The sequence below is a fragment of the Stenotrophomonas maltophilia genome (assembly GCF_047497515.2).
In the GTDB taxonomy this organism is placed as follows: domain Bacteria; phylum Pseudomonadota; class Gammaproteobacteria; order Xanthomonadales; family Xanthomonadaceae; genus Stenotrophomonas.
On sequence record NZ_JAXAXL020000016.1, the window covers coordinates 96,088 to 114,894 of the forward strand.

Consider the following 18,807-nt stretch of genomic DNA (forward strand, 5'->3'; position numbering starts at 1 on the left):
GTTGCTGACGTCATCATTCGCGCGTGTCCCTCTGATCAGCTTTCGAGGGGGCGACGAAGGTGCTCCCACACCGGATTCTCGCCTTCGCGCAAGGGCGCTTCAGGACCGGTCAACGGATAATCGGGATGACCCAGCACGAGACCGGTGACAAAGACCTTGACCTGTCCGTTGCGCAGGAAATGGACCGCCAGGTTTCCGAGCTGGTCGTACTTTGGAACTGCAACAGTCGCCTTCTGGAACGTTTCGAGATCCGTCGTCCATTCGATCTCCACCTTCATATCCGGTGTCCATCGATCAGGCAGCATCGCGCAGCACACCGTTCCGCCTTCCGAGTGGGAATCGGCCGACCCGCCACTGCCGCCGTTCACAAGGAACTGCGCGATGTAGGCATCGGTATGGTTGTAGCCCAGCACAGCCACCGGTGTGGAGGCTGTCCGCCCCTTGCACGCGGCCAGGGCTGGCACCAGGAGCAGCAGTACCAAGGCCGCCAGCAGTTGAGTGCGCATCAAACGCATGGTTGTTCCTCTAGTTCAGTGGTGTTGCCGCTTCGGCCGGCAAGGCCGTGGGGGCATCCCACAATGGAACGCCCATCAACCAGATATCGTCAGGCAAGGCCGACGCCCAATCCTGGAACGGCGCCTCAAAGGCATTGGCCTCCTGCGAAAACCGGGTCCGCACGGCGGAATGATCCCGGCATGCGCCTGAGGTGTACAGCGCCAGCAACAGGTACTGCACGTGATCGTCCACCTGGTCCACGCCGTGCGCGATCGTGTCCTGCATATGCTTGACGACGAACGGATACAGCGAGCGATAAGGCACCCGCTTCATCTCACCGGGAATGACCCGGCGGAGCTGGGCGATGGCCACATCCGCCTCGCACGCGTCCAGCAGGCGCGTGTACTGCTGCTGGTCCAGGCGCAATGGCGGCAGTGCAGGCAGGCCGGCATCGTCCACCTCGGCCAGCGGCCATTCCTGCAGATCGCCATAGCGGTCGAAGTACTGCAGGCGCTGCACGCCCTCCAGCAACGCGGCACGCTGCGCGGGCAACAGCAGTTCCAGCAGCGCAGGCAGGATGCGCGTGTCGTACCAGCGCAACAGCATTTCGCGACCGCCCTTCTCGGGCACCTTGACCAGATGGAAGGTCCGCAGCCGCTTGGCGAGCTCGTCCAGTTCCAGCGCACTCCACAGCAGGGTCACTCCTGGCCGCTGCGCCCCCATCTGCCGGATCTCCGCATCCAGCCTGGCGTGCACTGCCGTGTCCGGCCAGGCCACCAGCAAGGGAGCGATATCCAGCAAGCTCGCCTCGGCCGTGCCCTCGAACAGCGAGCGATAGTGCGCGCCCAGGCGCTCCAGCCGCTCATGGAAATGCGGCCGCTGCGCGCTGTCGATCACCGCATAGCGATTCATCACACCAGCACTCCCGGCGTGCCCTGGCGCATCGCGTCGAGAATGCAGCTCTTGCAGCTGCTGCGCGGGAACTGGGGAAGCGGATAGCCCTGTTGGGCCGGCCCAACAAATGACTTGCTGCCGGCATGCACGGTGATCGTGCCGGGGCAAGCGATGGTAATGCTGCCGCCAGCGATGGTCAGGCTGGCCCCTCCGGACGTCGCGACGTGGATCGTGTTGGCCGCGGCGAGCTCTACCGGTGCCTGTGCGCTGGCGCCACGCAGCGCACCACGCGACTGGATGCGCACCAGGTCTGCATGCGCCTGGATGTCCAGCGTTTCGCTGCCGGCCACCACGTCAAGTGCCGTCGGAGCGGCGGCTGCCCCTTCAACGACGGATGCAAGCACTCCGATCGCTTGCCCGGCATGAAGCCGCGCCTGCCCCATCGTGATCGCTTCACTGTGACTGCCACTGGCCAGCAGCAGGGCTTCACCGCTGCTCCAGTGCATGGCTTGGCCCGCCACCTGCACAACGCCCTGCGGAGCAGCCATCCCCAGGAGCGGGTCGCCCGAATGTGGAACCCTGCCCTGGCCCGCCTCGGACGCGCGCTCGGCCGCACTGCCCTTTCCTGCGCCGAAATCATCACCACCGGTGGTGGTACGCACGCTCGCCAGCAAGCCGGGGACCGGCGACTTGTCGGCCACCATCCTGGAGCGCGCCGCAGCCTTGGCACCCTCCTGCATCGCCAACGGACTCGTTACATGTGTGCGCGCGGCCTGGGTGAAGCGCTCGCCCAGGGCCTGCAGCTGGGTCAGCAGCGCGGCGGGCTGCACCGCCTCGCCTGCAGGTGCGGTCGATCGATGACCATAGGCGGTGAACCACACGCCCGCCGTCGCCCGTACCGCTCCCCAGGCATCGCTGCGCAGCTCGAAGCCGGTGCCGCGGACGCTGCCTACATAGTTGTCAGCCTGGTGCCGCAGGTGACCCAGCGACAGCTGCGACGCCTGCTGGCTGCTCGCCAACTGCGCACGCAGCTGCTGGTTGGAATCGTCGAACAACAGGTGGTTGCTGCCTTCACCGCCGTCCCATTCGCGCGAGCGGATACCCCATAGTGCTCCGCCCTGCCGATGCGCCTGGTCGCCCGCGCCTGCTGCATGCCATGCCGGCGCCTGGCCGCCACTGAGGTTGGCCTGTGCGCTGTGGCGCGCATCACCAGCCTGGCCGTAGGCAGAGACATCGCCCTCGCTGCTGGCACCAGCGGGCGTCGGCGTCACGCCGGCCTCGCCTCGCCCGTTGTACAACGCCCCCAGCACCAGCGGCCGATCGATATCACCGTCCAGGAAGCCGACCAGCACCTCCTGGCCGATCCGCGGCAGGAACTGGCTGCCGACGCCCGGTCCAGCGTAGCGCTGCGCCACGCGCAACCAGGCACTGTCATGGGCACCCTCGCCCTGCCCCTGCTGGAAATGGAAGCGCACGCGCACGCGGCCGTGACTGTCGGCATGCAGGTCCTTGCCGGCATTGCCCTGGCCCGCCACCACCACCGCGGTCTGGTAGCCGGGCACGGTCGGACGGGGATTCAGCCGCGCACCGGTGCCATCCACCAGCAACGGCCGCCAGGGCATGGCGCGCGGCACTGCTTCGAAACAATTGCCGTAGCCGACCGCTTCGGCCTGCTGCCACAGGGGCGCATCCCCGGCCTCGCCGCGCGCAATGCCCAGTGCATCATCAAGACTGCGCCGCAGGTCGGTGGGCAGGTTGTTGATGCCAGCGTGGTCGACGGCGACCAGCAGCAGCTCGGGCGGCGTCGAGCCCGGGGCCTGCTGCAATCGCAGCCAGTTGCCCGAGTGCAGGCCGCGCATCGTACCCTGCCCCTGCCAATGCCGGCTGTGCGCCTCGCGGGCCTGCGCCAGCAACCTGGCCTGGCGCGACGCGGCAGCACCATCGCTGAAGGCGTAGGCGCCCACGGCATCGAAGTCCTCGCGCGCAGACTCGTCGCCACCGCCGTCCATCGGCGACTGGCCCGCCAGCGCACGCACCTGGCGGTAATCATCACTCTGCAGGCTGACCGTCGTGCTGGCCAGGCGCCGGCACAGGCCGATAGCCTGCACGCTGTCGCTGGTTTCAGTGGCATCGCTGCGATGAAAACGCACACCGGTGCCGGCACTGATGGCATCCTCCGGCAAAGCAACGCTGTCGGCGAAGATTTCCATGCCATTGCCGCAGGGTGCTTCCTCATCGGCGTACAGCCGCCAGCCCAACCCTTCTTCGGCCAGCAGCCGCTGCAGGAAATCAGTGTCACTCTCGCGGTACTGCACGCAGTAACTGCGTACACGCGAGCCCAGGAAGGCATCGACGCCCTCGGCCCAACGCCAGCGTGCGATGTCGCCGTGTCCCCCGAGGACCGCATCGACGATGGCACGAACACCCTGCTCCTGGAACACGCGGCTGTGGCGCGCATGCTGCAACCACCAGGTCCACGACATCAGGCGCAACCGGTAGCGCACCAGCCCGCCATCGCCTCCCAGCCGCGCGGCATCGGCAACCAGGCCGCTGCGCTGCCACTGCCCGCCATCGGCGAGCTGCGTGACCAGCGTGGCGCGCGTGGCTGGCAACGACGCCAATGCGATGCCTGCATCCGTGGTGAGCACGTCGACTTCGGTCCACGCATCCTCGCCCAGCGCGTCGCGTCCACGCCAGCGCTCCACGGTGCACGCCGTGAATGCATCGCACTGCAAACGATACAGACGCTGGGCGTCGCCGAGACCGGCGGTCTGCGTCATCAGGTAATTCAGCTGATCCATGCCAATTCCAGAGTGAAGACGCCAGATCCAAGGGACGCGGTGTCGGTTTCCAGCTATTGAATCTACCAGATCGTGGTGTTCGTCAAAATCACGGCGCAAAATGCGGGGGTAAATTGGGGTTTTCGTCACATAATCGGCGGATCGTCGTATTCAGCCTCGGAGCGTTGCTGGAATCCCGTAACGGCATTCACATTCAACCGCTAGAATCAGCCTCAGTCCCCAACGAGACCTGCCATGCTGGATCAGGAAGCCCTGCTGGCCCCGATTTCGGACCACGCCCCGACCGGTGAAGACCTGTCGTTCTCGGCGGAGTTCGATCGGATCATCGAAAACCGTCGCGCCGACGACCCGACCCTGGACCAGGGCGCGTGGCAGACCGACATCAAGTACGCCGATTGGAGCAGCGTGCTGCGTGAGTCCAACGATCTGCTGCAGGCACGCACCAAGGACCTGCGCGTGGCCGGCTGGCTCACCGAGGCGGCCACCCAACTGGAAGGTTTCCAGGGCCTGACCGCCGGTTACCGGGTCACTGCCGGCCTGTGTGATCGCTACTGGGACGAGGTTCACCCGCAGGCGCCGGATGGCGACTTCGAGGAGCGCATCGGCAACCTGAGCTGGTTGCTGACCAATTCGCTGCAATGGCTGCGATCGGTGCCGATCATCGCCGCGCCGCAGGGGCGCTTCAGCCTGGCCGATTTCGAACACGCCCATGCCCGCGCGGCCAGTGGCGAGGACGATGACGGTCGCCCGGGACTGGAGATGCTCAATGCCGCCCGCCGTGACACCCAGCACGGGTTCTATCGCCAACTGGCCGACGACCTGCCCGAGTGCAGCCAGGCCCTGGCCGAACTGCAGGCCGCAGTGGATAACCGGCTCGGCTTGGACGGCCCCAGTTTCAGCGCGGTACGCGAGCAGCTGGAACACCTGCAGCGCACCGTGCTGCGCTTCGCACGGGAGGCGGGCGTTCTGCTGGACGGCCAGACCGAAGCGGCGGAGACGCCGTTCGACGAACCGGCGTTCAACACGGACATGCCGGGCTTCGATGCCACACCGGTGGTGACCACACCGGCGCGCGGTCCGGCCGGCGCCCCTGGTTCGCGCAAGGAAGCGTTGCAGCAGCTGCGCCAGGTCGCCGAGTTCTTCCGTCGCACCGAACCGCACAGCCCGGTGGCCTATCTGGCCGAGAAGGCGGCACGCTGGGGCGAGATGCCGCTGCATGTCTGGCTCAAGCGGGTCATCAAGGACAACAGCACGCTGGAGCAGATGGAAGAGATGCTGGACGTCAATCCGGAAGACTGAATCGCCTGCCGTTCTACCAGGGGGGAGCGGGCCCAGCCCGCTCCCCCCCTGCGCTTACTGGATCTTGAACTCGATTCGACGGTTGCGCGCGCGGCCCTCGTCGCTGGTATTGTCCGCCACCGGCTCGTCCGGCCCCTTGCCCAGCACGTCCATGTGACTGCCCGGGATGCCCTTGGACATCATGTAGTTCTTCACCGCCAATGCGCGCGCGTGGCTCAGCGTCAGGTTGGATTCGCGCTGGCCGACATTGTCGGTATGGCCGATGACCAGGAAGCGGCTGTCCGGCATCTGCGCCATCTTGGCCACCATCTCGTCGAGGATGCTCATACCGAACGGCGTCAGGCGGGCGCTGCCACTCTGGAATTCGATGATGCGGTTGGCCAGGGTCTGGTCCAGCACGTTCTGCTGCGAGCCGACCTTCAGTGCATTGGTGACCGTGTAGCTGGTGTTGCTGGCCAGGCTCAGGTCACTGGCGACCTGCTGGCGCAGTGCCTCGTTGCCGACTTCACCGGTGATGCGCACCGCTTGGCCGTTCACCTCCAGCTTGCCCGGCGACACCCGCTTCAAGCCCGGGTTGATCATGCCGGCAACGTAGTCCCCCCAGTTCGGCGGGGTCGCGATGGTTTCCACCTGGATGCGGTCAACCACGCGCTCGGCACCGTACACCGCGCGCAGATTGTTGAGCAGCTTGGCCTTGGTCGCCTGGTCGGGCACCACGCCCTCGATGACCACCGGCCGTTCACCGGCGGCCGCGGCCGGCGCGTTCTGCGCGGCCAGCGGCGCGGCGGCCAGCAGCAGCGGCAGCATGAGATGGAAAGGATTGCACAGGCGCATCGTCAGGTTCCCAGGAAAGTCTCGCCGAACAGCTTGCGTGCGGTGGCCAGGGCCAGGTCGTCACGGTCGAGGAAGCTGCCGAAGCGGTTGAGGTTGTAGTCGCCGCGCAGGTAGTCGTCCACCCACTCCGAATGCTGGATGCGGATCAGGAAGTCACCGGCTTCGGCCGGGTCCAGCACCGCACGCAGCGCCTGCCGATCGGCGCCATTGAAGCCGACGATCATGCTCGGTGCGGCGTCGTTGCGGATCAGCACCGCCAGTTCGAAATCGCCGCGGGCGACGAAGCTCGACAGCAGGTCGAGCCAGAACGCCGCCACCAGCGGGCGATAGGCCGGATCGCGCACCAGCGGGAACACCAGCGCCTTGTCGATGTTGACGTCGCCGCCGCTGAGCACCGGCTGCAGCAGCAGGCCCAGCGCCGGCAACACCTGGCGCAGCGCCACGTCACCATGGCCGGAATCGCGCAGGCGCTGTTCGAGGTCGGCCACAGTCGTGTTTTCCAGGAAATCCTGGAAGCTGCCGTTGTAGTCGCCCGGGTCGGTGCTGATGCTGAAGCGTGCGTCAGCCAACTGCGCCAGCGCCTGCGCGGCATCACTGTCCTGATAGGCCTGGCGTGCGAGACGGGCCAGCCCCGACCAGGCGTTGGACATCGCCAACGGGCTGCGGCCAATGAAAGGCAGCGGCTCGGGCGCGTCAAGCCGCAATGCCGACAGCAGCGGGAAGCGCCGCTCTGACGCATCGCGGCTGGCGAGGAAGTGACCGCACAGCACCATCTTGCTGCGCGAGCCCAGGAACGCGTAGTGGATTTCCGGCGCTTCGTCGTAACGCTGCTTCCAGTCCGGGCTCTGGCTCAGCAGCTCCAGGCTCTCGCCGGCCCAGCGATCGAGCCAGCCCAGCAACTGGTGGTTGTCCGCGGCGCGGACGAAATCACCGCGCGAGGGCACCTTGCCGAAGTACGACACGCCTGCGCTGACCACCCGGCTCATCGTGCACCTCCAGCGGCCGGGGCCGGCGTGGCCGACGTCGCTGCCGGCGTGGCAGCGGGCGCGGACGGCGCGGCGGGTTCGCCACCGGCCACCCGTTCAGGCAACTGCAGTCCGCGCTGCCAGTCACCGCCGCCCTGTGCGGCTTCACCGGCACGACGGACGATGCGCATCTCCACCGGAACCGACACGCCATTGCCCGTCCAGGTGATGCGGCTGGAATCATCCAGGCGCTCGACCTGACCGGCCGACATCAGGCGGTTGACGCCGTTCGAGCCCGGCGCGCTGAACACCTCCACCGTCCTGCCATCGCCGGTCACCGCTGTGATCTTCACGCCCGGCACCTGGCCGACGTTCGGGTACTGCATGGTGGTCCACTGCGGCGGCGTATTGCGGTAACGCAGCACCTGGCCATCGATCTCGATGCTGTACTCCAGCGCACCTGCGGCGGGTGCCGGCAGGATCTCGAAGATCGTAGTGTCCTGCGCCGCACCGGCTGCCGAACCGCTCACCCAGTTGCCGTAGTTGGCGACCAGGTCAGCCGACAGGTTCACGCCCTGCCCGGCCCAGCGACGGGTCTCCAGCAGCGGACCACGCTGGATCACCAGCGTGCCCAGCGCCTCCTTGTTGAAGGCGGCAATGCTGCCGCTGGCGCCGAAGATACCGGCGATGTCACTCGGCGCGGCGTCAACGTCGGAGTTCAGGTTGAACGGATACTGCTGGCCGATGCGCGCCTTGAACGGGTCGTAGACCTGCGCCTTCCAGGTCTTGTTGACCTCAGCCTCGGTCGGCGGGATCAACGCGCTGAAGGTCTGGGTCAGCGGGCGCAGCAGCAGCGGACGCAGGGCCTCGCGCTGCTTCTCGTCCAGGCCGGTCAGCACCTGCTCGTCAACCAGCGCCAGGCCCACGCTCAGCTCGGAGCCTTCGTTGCTGAAGGTGTCCTGCATCAGCTTGCGGGTGCCGACGCCGATCTCGCCCTGGCTCTTGATTGCGTTCAGGCGCGCGCGCAGCTTGGCCAGCGTTTCGAAATACGCCGTGATCACGGCCGGCTGGTCGCCGCGTTCGCTGGTCAGGCGGGCGATGCCTTCGAAGGCCTTGCCGATCGGGCCAACCCCCTGCGCCGCGGCCGTTGCCGCCGGGTCCTTGCGCAGGATGGTGCGCTGGAACCAGGCCACGAAGCCCTTGCGTGCCTTGCTCGAGCGCGCCAGTGCCGGCGGGTTGTCCCACACCGTTTCTTCGTTGATGCGCTCCAGCAGGATGCGCAGCGGCGAATTGCTGGCATCGCCCAGCTTATTGATGCGCGCCACCGCCTCGTCGAACGTGCTGAACTCGGCCACGCTCAGGCCCTGCACGAACTTGCTCCACTCACGCGCGTAGTCGTTCTTGTACAGGTTGACCAGCTCGCGCGAGACATGCTCCGGGCTGCCGGCCAGCGACAGATCGCTCTGCTCGGTGGTGCCCAGCACCCAGTCGGTGGTGCTGAGCTGGGTGTTGGCCGCTTCCTTGATCGCGTCCTGCACATAGTCTTCCCACGCCTTGCGCGAGAACGCACCGGAGATCGCGTAGCTGCCATTGATCATGCGCCCGTTGCGCTCCACGCCGACCAGGTTGTCGACCGTGGTCGTGCCAAAGCGGGCACCGGCGCGCGCCTTGATCTGCGCATACACGCGCTCCATCGCCGGCTGGCCCTTCATCACCTGGCCCAGTGCCTGGCGCGTATCGGCCACCAGGGTGACCTTGTTCTGCACCTGCGGCCAGCTCGGAGCGCCTGCCTGCGCCACGTAGAAGGTCATCAGCTTCTCGGCGGCGCGGACCATTTCCTCGCGGCTCATCTGGCCACGGTTGGCTTCCAGCCAGGTGCGCCAGAACAGCGTCAGCTGCTGTGACAGATGCGCGCCCTCCACATACTTGGGGTTGCCCAGCATGAGGTAGGTCTTGAGTGCGTTGTAGGCGTCGTTGGTACTGGTCGGCGAAGCGTTCTGGTACAGCATTTCGCTCTCGGCGGCGGCACTGTTGCCCTGGCCCAGCTTGTCACGCTCGGCCACCACCTGGCCCAGGTAGTTCTCCAGATTGGCCACGGTCGGCGCCAGCATCACCTGCTGCATGCCGTGGTTGTACTCGCGCAACAGCTTCTCGCGGATCGCCGTGCCCTGGTAAAGGCCCAGACGGGTGGTGATGCCACCGTCCTGGCCGTAGCGGTCCAGCTGCTCCATGCGGTCCTGCAGCAGCAGCAACGCATCGATGCGCGACTTCAGGTCCATGCGATCCTTCTGCACGCGCACGGCCTGGTCCAGGTCCTTGGTGGCATTGGCCACCAGCTGCGCGTTGGTGGTGTAGGACCACGTCCACAGGCCCAGCGCCAGCGCCAGCACACCCACCGCGCCAAGGAACACGCCATAGCGCAGGCGGTTCTGGTGCGGGCTGGAGTACTGCCGCACCAGTTCCTTGTCGGCGAAGATCACCTTGCGGAACAGGTCCTTCAGGAAGAACGCGGTGTGCCCGGTCGGCGCCTCGTCCACGTTCGAGCCGCGCTCCAGGTTGAACTGGCGGCCGACGCGCTCGGAGGCGTGATGCACCGAGCGCCCTTCCTGCAGCGCGCTGGAGAAGTAGAAGCCGCGGAACACCGGCTTGAACTGGTAGGGGTTGTCTTCGAACAGGGTGGCGATGAAGGTGCGCAGCGCCGGCTTGATGCCGACGAACTCCAGCGGCAGCGACAGCAGGCCCGGCGAGACTTCACGGCCGCGCTGCATCGCCATGTGGGTCAGGCTCATTTCCTTGATGCCTTCGGCCAGCTCATCGAAATGGGTGTCGAACGCGGCCAGCGCGTCACCCTGCTGCTGCACGTCGAACGGCAGCGTCGCGCCCCACACATGCTCGCGCTCGCCCGGGTCGAGGTTGCGGAAGAATTCGCTGAAACCGGCGATCAGGTCAGCCTTGGTGAACAGCACATACACCGGCGCGAACACTTCCAGGCGCTCGGTGATTTCCTGCACGCGCTGGCGCAGGTTCTTGGCCAGCTCGATGGCGAACTCCGGCTTGCTGCCGGACAGCTCGGCCAGGCTGGCGGCGATGATCACGCCGTTGATCGGTGCACGCGGGCGGTTCTTCTTCAGCAGGCCGAGGAAGGTCAGCCACTCCAGGCGGTCCTCGACGCTGACCGAGTAGCGGCCGGCGGTATCGAGCACGATGCCGTTGGTGGTGAAGTACCAGTCACAGTTGCGGGTACCGCCGATGCCCTGCACCACGTTGCCGCGGTTGTCCTCGAACGGGAACTGCAACCCGGAATTGAGGATCGCGGTGCTCTTGCCGGCCGCCGGGTTGCCGATGATCACGTACCACGGCAACTCGTACAGCGCGGCGTTGCCCTTCAGCACGCCCATCCGCGACGACTTGATCTGCTTGACCGCATCCATCATCCGCGAGCGCAGCGCCTCGGTGTCGGCGCGCTGCGCCGGCTGCGCCCCGGCCACCGCCTTGTCCGCCTCGTCCTTGACCATCGCTTCCACGCGCTTGGCGGCGCGCCGGGCGAGAATCCGCTTGATGATCCAGACCAGCAGCGCCAGTACCAGCAGGCCGGCCAGCACGATGGCCACCCAGATGCCGATCTGCCGCGCCTCGGCCTCACCGTAGTGGGCCAGCGCAGCGGCACCGACCAGGCCGATCACCATCCACAGGCGGTAATCGCGCAGGTAGTAGCTGAAATTGCTCAAACTCATGCAGGGATCCAGGGGTCAGGAGGCCGACGGCGCATCGGCCGCCAGCGTCGGGGAAGGAAGCGGGTCGACCAGTCCGAACAGGCGCTGCTGGTTGTCGGCAACGCCGAGCAGCAGCACAGGTTCGCCCTGGCGTTGCAGTTGTACGTGGGCCAGCGCCAGCTGGGCCACCGGCAGCACCGGGCCCAGCTCACCGGCGCTGATGGCCAGCGCCAGGCTCTGCGGACTGAAGTCGAGATCGGGTGACAGCGTCGCAGCGATGGCAGCGGCATCAACCATCAGGTCGCCACGGTGGTCAGCGTCGTGCAGCACGAACTGGGCCGGGCCGCTGTCAGCGCCCACCGTCGCATGCCACTGCGTGGCCAGCGTGGCGAGCTGGCGGCGCTGCTCGGCCGGGCGCTGGCCTTCAATCTGTTCGGCGCGCAGCAGCTGCGGTCGCCACACGCGGCCGGCGCCTTCACGCGCGGCACTCGCGCTGGCCAGCAACACGCCCGCCGCGCCCTCGCCCGGCACGCGCCCGTCGGGGTCCTTGGCGGTGGCCAGCACGCCGGTCGCCTGCCACGCCGAAATGATGTTGGCATCAATGCTCGACGAAGAGGCCAGCAGCAGGTGCCAGCGGGGCGTCGGCGATGCATGCAGCGCATCGATCACCCGCTGCAGGTGCGGCCACACGTCACGCGCGCTTTCAAGCGTGGTGATGCGCACGTCGAAACGGCGGGCATCCAGTCCCACCGCGCGCGCCTGTTGCAGCAGCCAGTCCTGCACCCACGGCCGCAGCGCATCGGACCAGCTGCCGGGTACCAGCAATTCAAGGGTGAGGACATTCTCCACGCGCTGCTCATCGCGGCGGCGCAGGCCGGCCACCACCACCTCTTCAGTGGCTTCGATCTCCGGCAGCGCCGTGAAGGCGGCCTCCAGCAGGCGTTCCAGCACCGGCTGCAACAGCGCCAGCGCACGTCGTTCATGCGCGGCGGTATCGATACCGTCCTGACGGGCCTGCAGCACTTCGAATTCGTCCAGATCCGGCGCGGCGCTCATCCGCACTGGCAGGTTGTAGTTGTCGCGGAAGCGGCCATCCAGCGACGGCCGCGGTGGCGCTGCCGCCGTCGCCAGCAAGGCCTCCGGGTCGAGGTCGAGGCCAAGCTTCAGATCACCGGCCAGCAGTGCAACCGCTGGCACCTGCGGGGCGCCCTGAGCGTGCTGTCCCGCCTCGCCCTTCGCGGGCGCCGAAGCATCGTCACCGGCCTTGGCCAGCGCCACATCGGCGCCGCGTCGCGCCGCACTGCGCAGCATGAAGCCGGCACCACTCAGGCCGACCGGCAGCAGGCCCAGATAGGCCAGCATCTGCATGCCGGTCGGTACCGTGCCGCTGTTGCGCCAGTAAAGAATCGTCGCGCCCCAGGTGGCGATGAAGACCATCACCACCGACGCTGCCTTGCCCAACCATCCCGCCATCAGTTGCCGTGCTCCATGCGCTGCTCCTGTCGACCGCGTCGTTCAGCGCAGGCCAGTGGTGGCCTGTGAGGCCATCAGCGTCGCCCCGCACGCCGTGCGATCGCCGTCGCGCGCCACCGGCTGGCCATCGACCAGCACCGTGGCATCGCCACTGACGATGGTGGTCGCACCATGCACGGCGCACACGGCACCGTCGCCCACCCGGGCCACCGCCTTGCCATTGATGTCGGTCTGCCCGGTGCCTGCCACCACGCTGCCGCCGTGGCTCAGCTTGTCACCGACGACGATAAACGGTCGTGCCATCCATCATGCTCCTTGATCCTGTGTGACCTGGCACTCCATCGCCTGTTCCCCGGCGACCCAGATCATCGTTGTTAACCATACCAGCACCGCCGTGGGGTTATCACCCTTGGCGTGACAGTTCTTCACGCTTGGCTGCACGCGCCGCGCGGCAACGCGCTGTCATTTCCACGTGAACATAATCCTTGATGCTGCGCCAGTTTCCGCCCCAATCCAGGCCCGCCTGTTCAGCCAGCTCGCCGTAGAGGAAATAACCGCGCTTGGTCCATTCATCGTTCATGTCCCACTGCAGCTTGCCGTCGCGGATCGGCGCACTGTCCACGCCCAGCCCATACTGGTGACAGCTCTGCCACGCGCCGGCGCGTGTCGCCTTGCCCCCGGCCATCAACTCCGCCTGCCGCTCGGGGCTGCGATAGCCTTCAATCAGCACCATTTCATAGCCGTATTGACGACGCATCACCTCATAGATGGCCAGCACACGCTGCTGCAGATCCGCATCGATCTGACCCCATTTGCGGTCCGCCGTCACGATTTCAGGCCGCAGGCGTCGCACTTCGGCGGTGGTGAACACCTCCGGCGGCGGCGGTGGCGGCGGGGTCAGGCGCTCGCCCCTTAATAGCTGGGCGACCATGGAACTCGACTCGGCAAGATCATCGCCGCGAAAATCGTCCAGCACCACCGTCTGACGTGTGATCAATATCACAGTTGGGGGAATCAACAGCGCCGCGGCCGCAATCGCCATAATCGGCCAATGCCGCCGAAGCGCGCTGTGTGCTGCGCCAGCTTCTTCACGAACCCCACTGCGCACCCGCGTCACACCGTGGCCGACTTTATCGCCGACCCGGCCCGCCCTGCGACGGAATCCACCCAGCCGGCGCGCCAGCGCTTCGCGCAGCGATTCCACCGTTTCGGGAAACAACAACACCCAGCACACCACGGCTACAAGCAGTACAGCCGCAATGGCAGCAACCACGATTGGCAACACCGGTCCTCCCTGACACGTAATCTGGTTGACGCCCCACCGCCTTTCACTAAGAATGCGGAAATTCGCTTCGGCAGATGCCGAGTCAAACCAAGGGCTGGATGCACTTGAATAATGGCGGAATCAATCGGCCAAGTCTGCTCTCAGGGGGAGCGCAGGCAAAGGGCCAGGCCCCGAATTCGGGCCGTATTCTGGCAGACATGGAGGGCCGGCAGGCAACCGCGTCGCCTCGTGCTGCGCGCGTTTCGTCTGGTGGCAACCGTCGCCTCGGGCTGTGGCTCGCGATCGTGAGCACCGTGGTGGTCATTGGCGGACTGACCGTATGGGGCCTGTCCGGCAACAGTGACTATCGCGAGTCCGGCGAATATTCGCTGGCCCCAGACTCCGTGCACGCCACCGGCCATCCGGATGTTCCGGCCAGCGCGCCGCGCGACGGGGCCGCGATGATTGTGGATGCGCCGGCCACCACTGGCGAACCGGCCCTGCCCGCGCCCGCATCGGCGCCGATGGAAACCGCGGCGGCCCCGGCCGAAACCGCTTCGGCGGCGACCACTGCAGGCGCCGCCGGTGCCGCAGCGGCAACAGGCGCGTCTTCACGCGCCGCCGCGCAGGCATCGCGCAGCAGCCGCGCTATCGCGCCGGCCGCTGGCAGCAAGGGCAAGCAGGACGAGAACCTGCTCGGCACCCTGCTCGGCATCATCAAGGAAGAGGACAAGGCCAAGACGAAGGCCAAGAGCCAACCGCAGAACATGGACGACCTGATCGCGCAGATCGAGTCCGACCAGCGCAAGCGCACCGAAGACGAGCGCGCCGCCTTCGAGCGCGTGGCCAGCAAGAAGTCCGCCTCGACCGAATCGAACATCCAGGCGCAGCTGCGCGCCTGCCCCAGCCCCGCGTCGCTGAAGGGCGTGGATTGCCGCCGCCGGATCTGCGCGGCGGTGAGCGGCAAGGACCCTGCCTGCCCGGCGATGTGACGCGACTTTGTAGAGTCGAGCCGTTCTCGACGCTCGGCCGTAACCGAAGACTTCTACCAGCCCGCACACGTTGCGGCGGGCAGTTTTGTCAGACCCGGCCCGTTGCCTGCAGGAGTTGCTGCCGCACTTCGTCGTTGCGGGCCTTCGCAGCGGCTATCGAGTCCTTCCAGAAGCGCTCCATTTGATCCGCCCGGCCGCGCGCATGATCCACCCGCCCGTATACGGCCTGCGCACGCAGCGGCGGCGTATCGGAAGGCTCGGATGTTCCGCGTCGGGTTACCGCCGCCGGCCAGACCGGCTTCCGGCACAGCTTCATCGCAAGGAAGCGGAACAGCGCCCAGGGCAAGGTGAGCGGCAGCGCGATCCACATCAGCCCAGCGCCCGCAGAAGAGACATGAATGATGAACGCATTGCGGAAGCTCGGCACCACCGAGGTGTAAAGCTGCAACGGCGGGAACGGAAGCGCGGAACGCCCCTGCTCCATGAAGCGCCGGATCATTTCCCAGTGCGCGAGCACGACGGCGGGGTTCGAACCGCAATCTGAGCCTACGGCGAATGTGTGCACAACCTGATCGCCGCGCATCACCAGCCCCCTGAGATCGTAGGTGTAGTCTTCACCGGGCCCAGCGGGTTTGTCCCTGTCAATGACGAAGCGGATATCCGACCAGGGCGCAGAAATCACCTTGTTGCGTCCGCCCGTGAAGACATGTACCTGGCGCGTGGTTCGATCAAAGCGGATGGGGTAGTACTGATGCCTGAAAATGTCTCTTCCAAGCAGCATCCAGTAGACGAATGCCACCAAGCCCAGCATCAGAGCACCCAGCACAGAGACGGTGGCAACCATCTCCGGACTGACGCTCCTCCCTTCCGCCTGCATCGTAACCGTCGCATGCGCGATTGCGGACACGAACAGTAGTACGAGGCTGATAACCACAAAGCCCCACATCACTGCCCATCCGCGATAGAGGAAGTGCCGATCAACGTACTCGATGCAGTTATCGTCGAGGTAGACAACACCTTTATCCAGCGGCATCAACGTTGACGCATCAAAGTTTCGAACGTCGGCAGCGACTTCATAGCCGGTCAAGAAGCGGTTGTTGCGATAGCGCTGGGCAAGCCAGCCGGCGAACTGACTCATCGCCTGTCTCCCATGTGCATGAAGGCAGAGTTGCGCCGGCGCGGCACCTGGTGACTCAGCGCGTCTTGATGAACAATCATCCCAGAGAGCGCTCGATCAAGTAGATGATATAAAGGCCCGCTCCAACGCCAAGCGCGGTACAGATCAGCGGCCATGTTCTCTCCAAGAAGCCAAGCCTGGGATTGTCGCGCCAGTCCCGGTACCAGCGATCCTTTGCAGTAGCAGCATCATGCTCGATCTCGTTCGGCCATATAGGAATACGACAGGTGGACATTGCCACCCAACGCCCGATAGCGATGAAGCTGAAAGGCAGGCATGCGACGAGGTGAAGCCATGGCCAATGGATCAGGCCCGCAAATGTACGAACCACGCCAAAGGAAAATCCTTCCTTGCGATCATGAACTGGAATGCAAATCGGAACTTTGGCGCAAAGCCGGGCGACCACTTCATCATTTCCCTCCATGTACTGGCGAATGAACTCCCACAGCTCAAGCAGATCCGGGCGACTTCCCATGTACTCATAGCCCAAAGAGAACGTCTCAAGGACAGTCTTTCCATCTTCAGACAGGAAGTGCGTCCTTAAATCATGCGTTGTTCCGATGGGCGGCGTGGTCGACTCGCCGATGAAGAAGAACAACCTGTCCCAATCTCCGGTTGCGACCGTACCGTTCTGACGGAAGAAGTGCACTTTGCGACTGACGCGGTCCAAGCGGATCGGGTAGTGCGTCCAGCGAAAGCACTCGCTCCGGAAGAGCCACACGATGCCAGCGAGAATGAACAGTGAAATTGGAGCGATGAACGTCCAGAAGCACCACAGAATCCAGCGCTCCTCTTCCTTGAAGGGCTCGCCAAAGATGATCAGGTTGATCAGGAGATAGGTAGAGGTCGGGACGAATGCCAGTGCGCCGAGCACCGAGAGCCAGACATTGAAGCCTTTCACTGGATACCAGCGGTCTACGAGCTCAAGGTAGGACGCGCTGATTCTGATCACGGACAAGCCGCTACGCACAGGCATACCAATGGGAGTGGAGATGTTCAATCGCTCTCGCTCCTCAGCCGCCGTCAGGGGGCGATTTATCTCGAAGCGAAGGTTCCTTGCATCGATTCCAGCGTAATCCACTACATTTCACCGAATGATGTAGACCCAAGGCACTACGAACGCCTCTGGCCTGGATGCAGGAAAAAGGTTCACTTTGGCCAATACGGCGGCCCCACTGAAGGGTGAGGCTAGCAGCATGGGAGATCCCTGGTGACAGATAGGAATGTACGCCTGAACACGGGGATCTCATCGATACTGGAGCGCAGGTCTTGGAGAAATTCGCGACTGACTCCGCTGCCAAGGTAGAACAATGCTTCATGACCTGAAGCAAACATCTCACCCAAGCGCTGGTGATCAACCCACTCCACCTCGTCGGCCGCCGCTTATGACCGCAGAGCGTCCCGCGCCAGGCTAACGAGATATCAATGGCTCAACCGCGCACCGCGACAGACAGGAGCAGGAAGAGCGGCACCCATACAAACACACCAAGCGCCAAAGAGATGATGATTATTCTCTTTGCCACAGACGTCACCTCTCCATAGTGCTCGGCCTTCGACTTCAGGATCGAGTCGCTCTTCAAGGCATCAAAGCGCCCGGCCCAAGGGCCAGACTCTTTCAATCCGTACAGCCCCTTGGAGATCCAGGCGCCGATCAACTCTGGCACTTGAAACGGCGCCAATAGAGCGATCCACAATACGCTTAAGAAAATGGTGAGTGGTGTCCAATCTCGTTCGCCCAGCAAGCGCTTACGCGTCACCTCCAACGTCCAAATGCTTACCGCCAGCCGCTTGAACCAATCCATGCGAAGCGCAGCCAACTGAAACTTTGGAAGGCTTGAAAGGGGACCGTCCATGAAGCGCTGAATGAAATCATACCGATTTGCGCCAGCGCCGATCAGATCGCCTTTACCAGCAACGAATTCCGAGCGGACAACGCCGGTCTCATCGTCGACCTCCGCTAGGATCAGCTGATACGCCACCGAGCCACCCGCGGCATGCACGATCTGAATGATGCGAATGAATGGTCTCAGTGCCTGCCAACTGTACGAAGCCGCCCCTGCTTGACTGTAGTGCGTGACCGTTTGATCAGCCCTGTTAAAGACTACAGGCTCCAATCGATTACCACTGCGCACAGCCCTAAACACGTTGACACTCACCGCCAGACCGAGGATGACTGTGAGAAAAATCAGAACTAATGGAAGTTTTAGCTCGGATGCATGCTCGAGAAAATTCGGAAGAAAACCTACCAGAACAGCGATGACTAGTGCTATCGCGAACAGCAGGATCACGGCCACACCCTTCCCCGCTGAAATTGCGTTGACATCAGGGGCAGTGACCAGAACCTCCTCATTAATGTCAAGAACAAAGTCAGGGCCACCATCCTCGGTACGACGGAGGAGCAGCGGGTACATCTTTCCACCGGGGCCGAGCACTGGCCCGTTCATATCCATTACTTCGATATTCATTCGGTCATCAACCAGATGGGCAACTTCCAGACCAGCTCTCTTGAACATGCGGCTCAACGAGGACATCACTCGAGAGCGCAGACGTGGCGAGAGCGCCATCTTCACGTTCGCTGTGCCTCCTACAGGGCCAAAGAACGGTACTGAGAAGGTCATCTGGGCAAACAATAGTCGTGACGGTGACTCACTCGCCTTTGTATCAATGCTCGTTACTCGAAACCATCGTCTTCCAGATCCTCCGAAGACAAAGGATACCGATGGGAGTGACATCGACTTCAATCAGAATAGAAGCAACGGACAGCACTGGGCCGCGCAGGACTAGGGTCTGACCATTCTCCTTTCTGGACTCGCCCTCACGGTAAAGATGCGGCGATCTTGAAGACGCCCGTCACAGAAGACCCATTGCCCGGCACAGCGTTCACTCACGGCAATGCGACC

At 64.7% G+C, this 18,807-nt stretch carries 14 protein-coding genes; 2 read left to right on the top strand and 12 right to left on the bottom strand.

The window, feature by feature from the left end; translation table 11 throughout:
• Positions 1 to 35: 35 nt before the first annotated feature.
• From ACMZPQ_RS18650 to ACMZPQ_RS18660, 3 genes are read right to left on the bottom strand one after another with little or no spacing between them, the layout of a single operon-like run.
• On the bottom strand, positions 36 to 515 hold the full coding sequence (locus tag ACMZPQ_RS18650; protein ID WP_230078895.1) for a DUF3304 domain-containing protein: 480 nt from the start codon (positions 513 to 515) through the stop codon (positions 36 to 38).
• A 10-nt stretch (positions 516 to 525) separates the two neighbouring features.
• Positions 526 to 1,407 carry a DUF4123 domain-containing protein gene (locus tag ACMZPQ_RS18655; RefSeq protein WP_197581764.1) on the bottom strand — a complete coding sequence of 294 codons (882 nt, stop codon included), beginning with the start codon at positions 1,405 to 1,407 and terminating at the stop codon, positions 526 to 528.
• Positions 1,407 to 4,190 carry a type VI secretion system Vgr family protein gene (locus tag ACMZPQ_RS18660; RefSeq protein WP_312646527.1) on the bottom strand — a complete coding sequence of 928 codons (2,784 nt, stop codon included), beginning with the start codon at positions 4,188 to 4,190 and terminating at the stop codon, positions 1,407 to 1,409. Before ACMZPQ_RS18660 ends, ACMZPQ_RS18655 begins: the two co-directional genes overlap by 1 nt.
• Before the next feature lie 234 nt (positions 4,191 to 4,424).
• On the opposite strand from ACMZPQ_RS18660, the gene tssA reads away from it, so the two are divergent.
• Positions 4,425 to 5,489, top strand: coding sequence for a type VI secretion system protein TssA (gene tssA, locus ACMZPQ_RS18665; protein WP_312646525.1), 1,065 nt, complete (start codon positions 4,425 to 4,427; stop codon positions 5,487 to 5,489).
• A gap of 54 nt (positions 5,490 to 5,543) precedes the next feature.
• Here the strand turns inward: tssA and ACMZPQ_RS18670 are convergent, their stop codons facing one another.
• The 6 genes from ACMZPQ_RS18670 to ACMZPQ_RS18695 form a co-directional block, all read right to left on the bottom strand.
• Positions 5,544 to 6,323 carry an OmpA family protein gene (locus ACMZPQ_RS18670; protein ID WP_312646524.1) on the bottom strand — a complete coding sequence of 260 codons (780 nt, stop codon included), beginning with the start codon at positions 6,321 to 6,323 and terminating at the stop codon, positions 5,544 to 5,546.
• 2 nt (positions 6,324 to 6,325) lie between these two features.
• Complete coding sequence (gene tagF, locus ACMZPQ_RS18675) at positions 6,326 to 7,309, bottom strand: type VI secretion system-associated protein TagF (protein ID WP_197583212.1); 984 nt, start codon at positions 7,307 to 7,309, stop codon at positions 6,326 to 6,328.
• A complete protein-coding gene (gene tssM / locus ACMZPQ_RS18680; RefSeq protein ID WP_197583213.1) occupies positions 7,306 to 11,022 on the bottom strand; it encodes a type VI secretion system membrane subunit TssM in 3,717 nt (1,238 codons plus the stop codon). Before tssM ends, tagF begins: the two co-directional genes overlap by 4 nt.
• Before the next feature lie 15 nt (positions 11,023 to 11,037).
• Positions 11,038 to 12,474 carry a hypothetical protein gene (locus ACMZPQ_RS18685; RefSeq protein ID WP_197583214.1) on the bottom strand — a complete coding sequence of 479 codons (1,437 nt, stop codon included), beginning with the start codon at positions 12,472 to 12,474 and terminating at the stop codon, positions 11,038 to 11,040.
• Between the two features lie 42 nt (positions 12,475 to 12,516).
• On the bottom strand, positions 12,517 to 12,777 hold the full coding sequence (locus tag ACMZPQ_RS18690) for a PAAR domain-containing protein (RefSeq protein WP_197583215.1): 261 nt from the start codon (positions 12,775 to 12,777) through the stop codon (positions 12,517 to 12,519).
• Positions 12,778 to 12,877: 100 nt separating this feature from the next.
• Entirely contained in the window at positions 12,878 to 13,759 is an 882-nt protein-coding gene (locus ACMZPQ_RS18695; protein ID WP_312648032.1) for a M15 family metallopeptidase, read from the bottom strand.
• Between the two features lie 284 nt (positions 13,760 to 14,043).
• Between ACMZPQ_RS18695 and ACMZPQ_RS18700 the strand changes: the two genes are divergently transcribed.
• Positions 14,044 to 14,730 carry a hypothetical protein gene (locus tag ACMZPQ_RS18700; protein ID WP_197583216.1) on the top strand — a complete coding sequence of 229 codons (687 nt, stop codon included), beginning with the start codon at positions 14,044 to 14,046 and terminating at the stop codon, positions 14,728 to 14,730.
• 88 nt (positions 14,731 to 14,818) lie between these two features.
• Here ACMZPQ_RS18700 and ACMZPQ_RS18705 read toward each other — a convergent pair whose 3' ends face one another.
• The 3 genes from ACMZPQ_RS18705 to ACMZPQ_RS18715 all read right to left on the bottom strand — a co-directional run bounded on the left by ACMZPQ_RS18705 (position 14,819) and on the right by ACMZPQ_RS18715 (position 18,477).
• Positions 14,819 to 15,868 carry a DUF6708 domain-containing protein gene (locus ACMZPQ_RS18705; RefSeq protein ID WP_197583217.1) on the bottom strand — a complete coding sequence of 350 codons (1,050 nt, stop codon included), beginning with the start codon at positions 15,866 to 15,868 and terminating at the stop codon, positions 14,819 to 14,821.
• A gap of 76 nt (positions 15,869 to 15,944) precedes the next feature.
• Complete coding sequence (locus ACMZPQ_RS18710) at positions 15,945 to 16,907, bottom strand: DUF6708 domain-containing protein (protein WP_197583218.1); 963 nt, start codon at positions 16,905 to 16,907, stop codon at positions 15,945 to 15,947.
• Between the two features lie 430 nt (positions 16,908 to 17,337).
• Positions 17,338 to 18,477 carry a hypothetical protein gene (locus ACMZPQ_RS18715; RefSeq protein ID WP_197583219.1) on the bottom strand — a complete coding sequence of 380 codons (1,140 nt, stop codon included), beginning with the start codon at positions 18,475 to 18,477 and terminating at the stop codon, positions 17,338 to 17,340.
• Between the last annotated feature and the right edge of the window lie 330 nt (positions 18,478 to 18,807).

What these genes read in the sequence shown, in the direction of transcription:
- ACMZPQ_RS18690 (WP_197583215.1), bottom strand. Translation starts at nt 12,777, where the DNA reads ATGGCACGACCGTTTATCGTCGTCGGTGACAAGCTGAGCCACGGCGGC.
- tagF (WP_197583212.1), bottom strand. Translation starts at nt 7,309, where the DNA reads ATGAGCCGGGTGGTCAGCGCAGGCGTGTCGTACTTCGGCAAGGTGCCC.
- tssM (WP_197583213.1), bottom strand. Translation starts at nt 11,022, where the DNA reads ATGAGTTTGAGCAATTTCAGCTACTACCTGCGCGATTACCGCCTGTGG.
- ACMZPQ_RS18660 (WP_312646527.1), bottom strand. Translation starts at nt 4,190, where the DNA reads ATGGATCAGCTGAATTACCTGATGACGCAGACCGCCGGTCTCGGCGAC.
- ACMZPQ_RS18685 (WP_197583214.1), bottom strand. Translation starts at nt 12,474, where the DNA reads ATGGCGGGATGGTTGGGCAAGGCAGCGTCGGTGGTGATGGTCTTCATC.
- tssA (WP_312646525.1), top strand. Translation starts at nt 4,425, where the DNA reads ATGCTGGATCAGGAAGCCCTGCTGGCCCCGATTTCGGACCACGCCCCG.
- ACMZPQ_RS18650 (WP_230078895.1), bottom strand. Translation starts at nt 515, where the DNA reads ATGCGTTTGATGCGCACTCAACTGCTGGCGGCCTTGGTACTGCTGCTC.
- ACMZPQ_RS18655 (WP_197581764.1), bottom strand. Translation starts at nt 1,407, where the DNA reads ATGAATCGCTATGCGGTGATCGACAGCGCGCAGCGGCCGCATTTCCAT.
- ACMZPQ_RS18705 (WP_197583217.1), bottom strand. Translation starts at nt 15,868, where the DNA reads ATGAGTCAGTTCGCCGGCTGGCTTGCCCAGCGCTATCGCAACAACCGC.
- ACMZPQ_RS18670 (WP_312646524.1), bottom strand. Translation starts at nt 6,323, where the DNA reads ATGCGCCTGTGCAATCCTTTCCATCTCATGCTGCCGCTGCTGCTGGCC.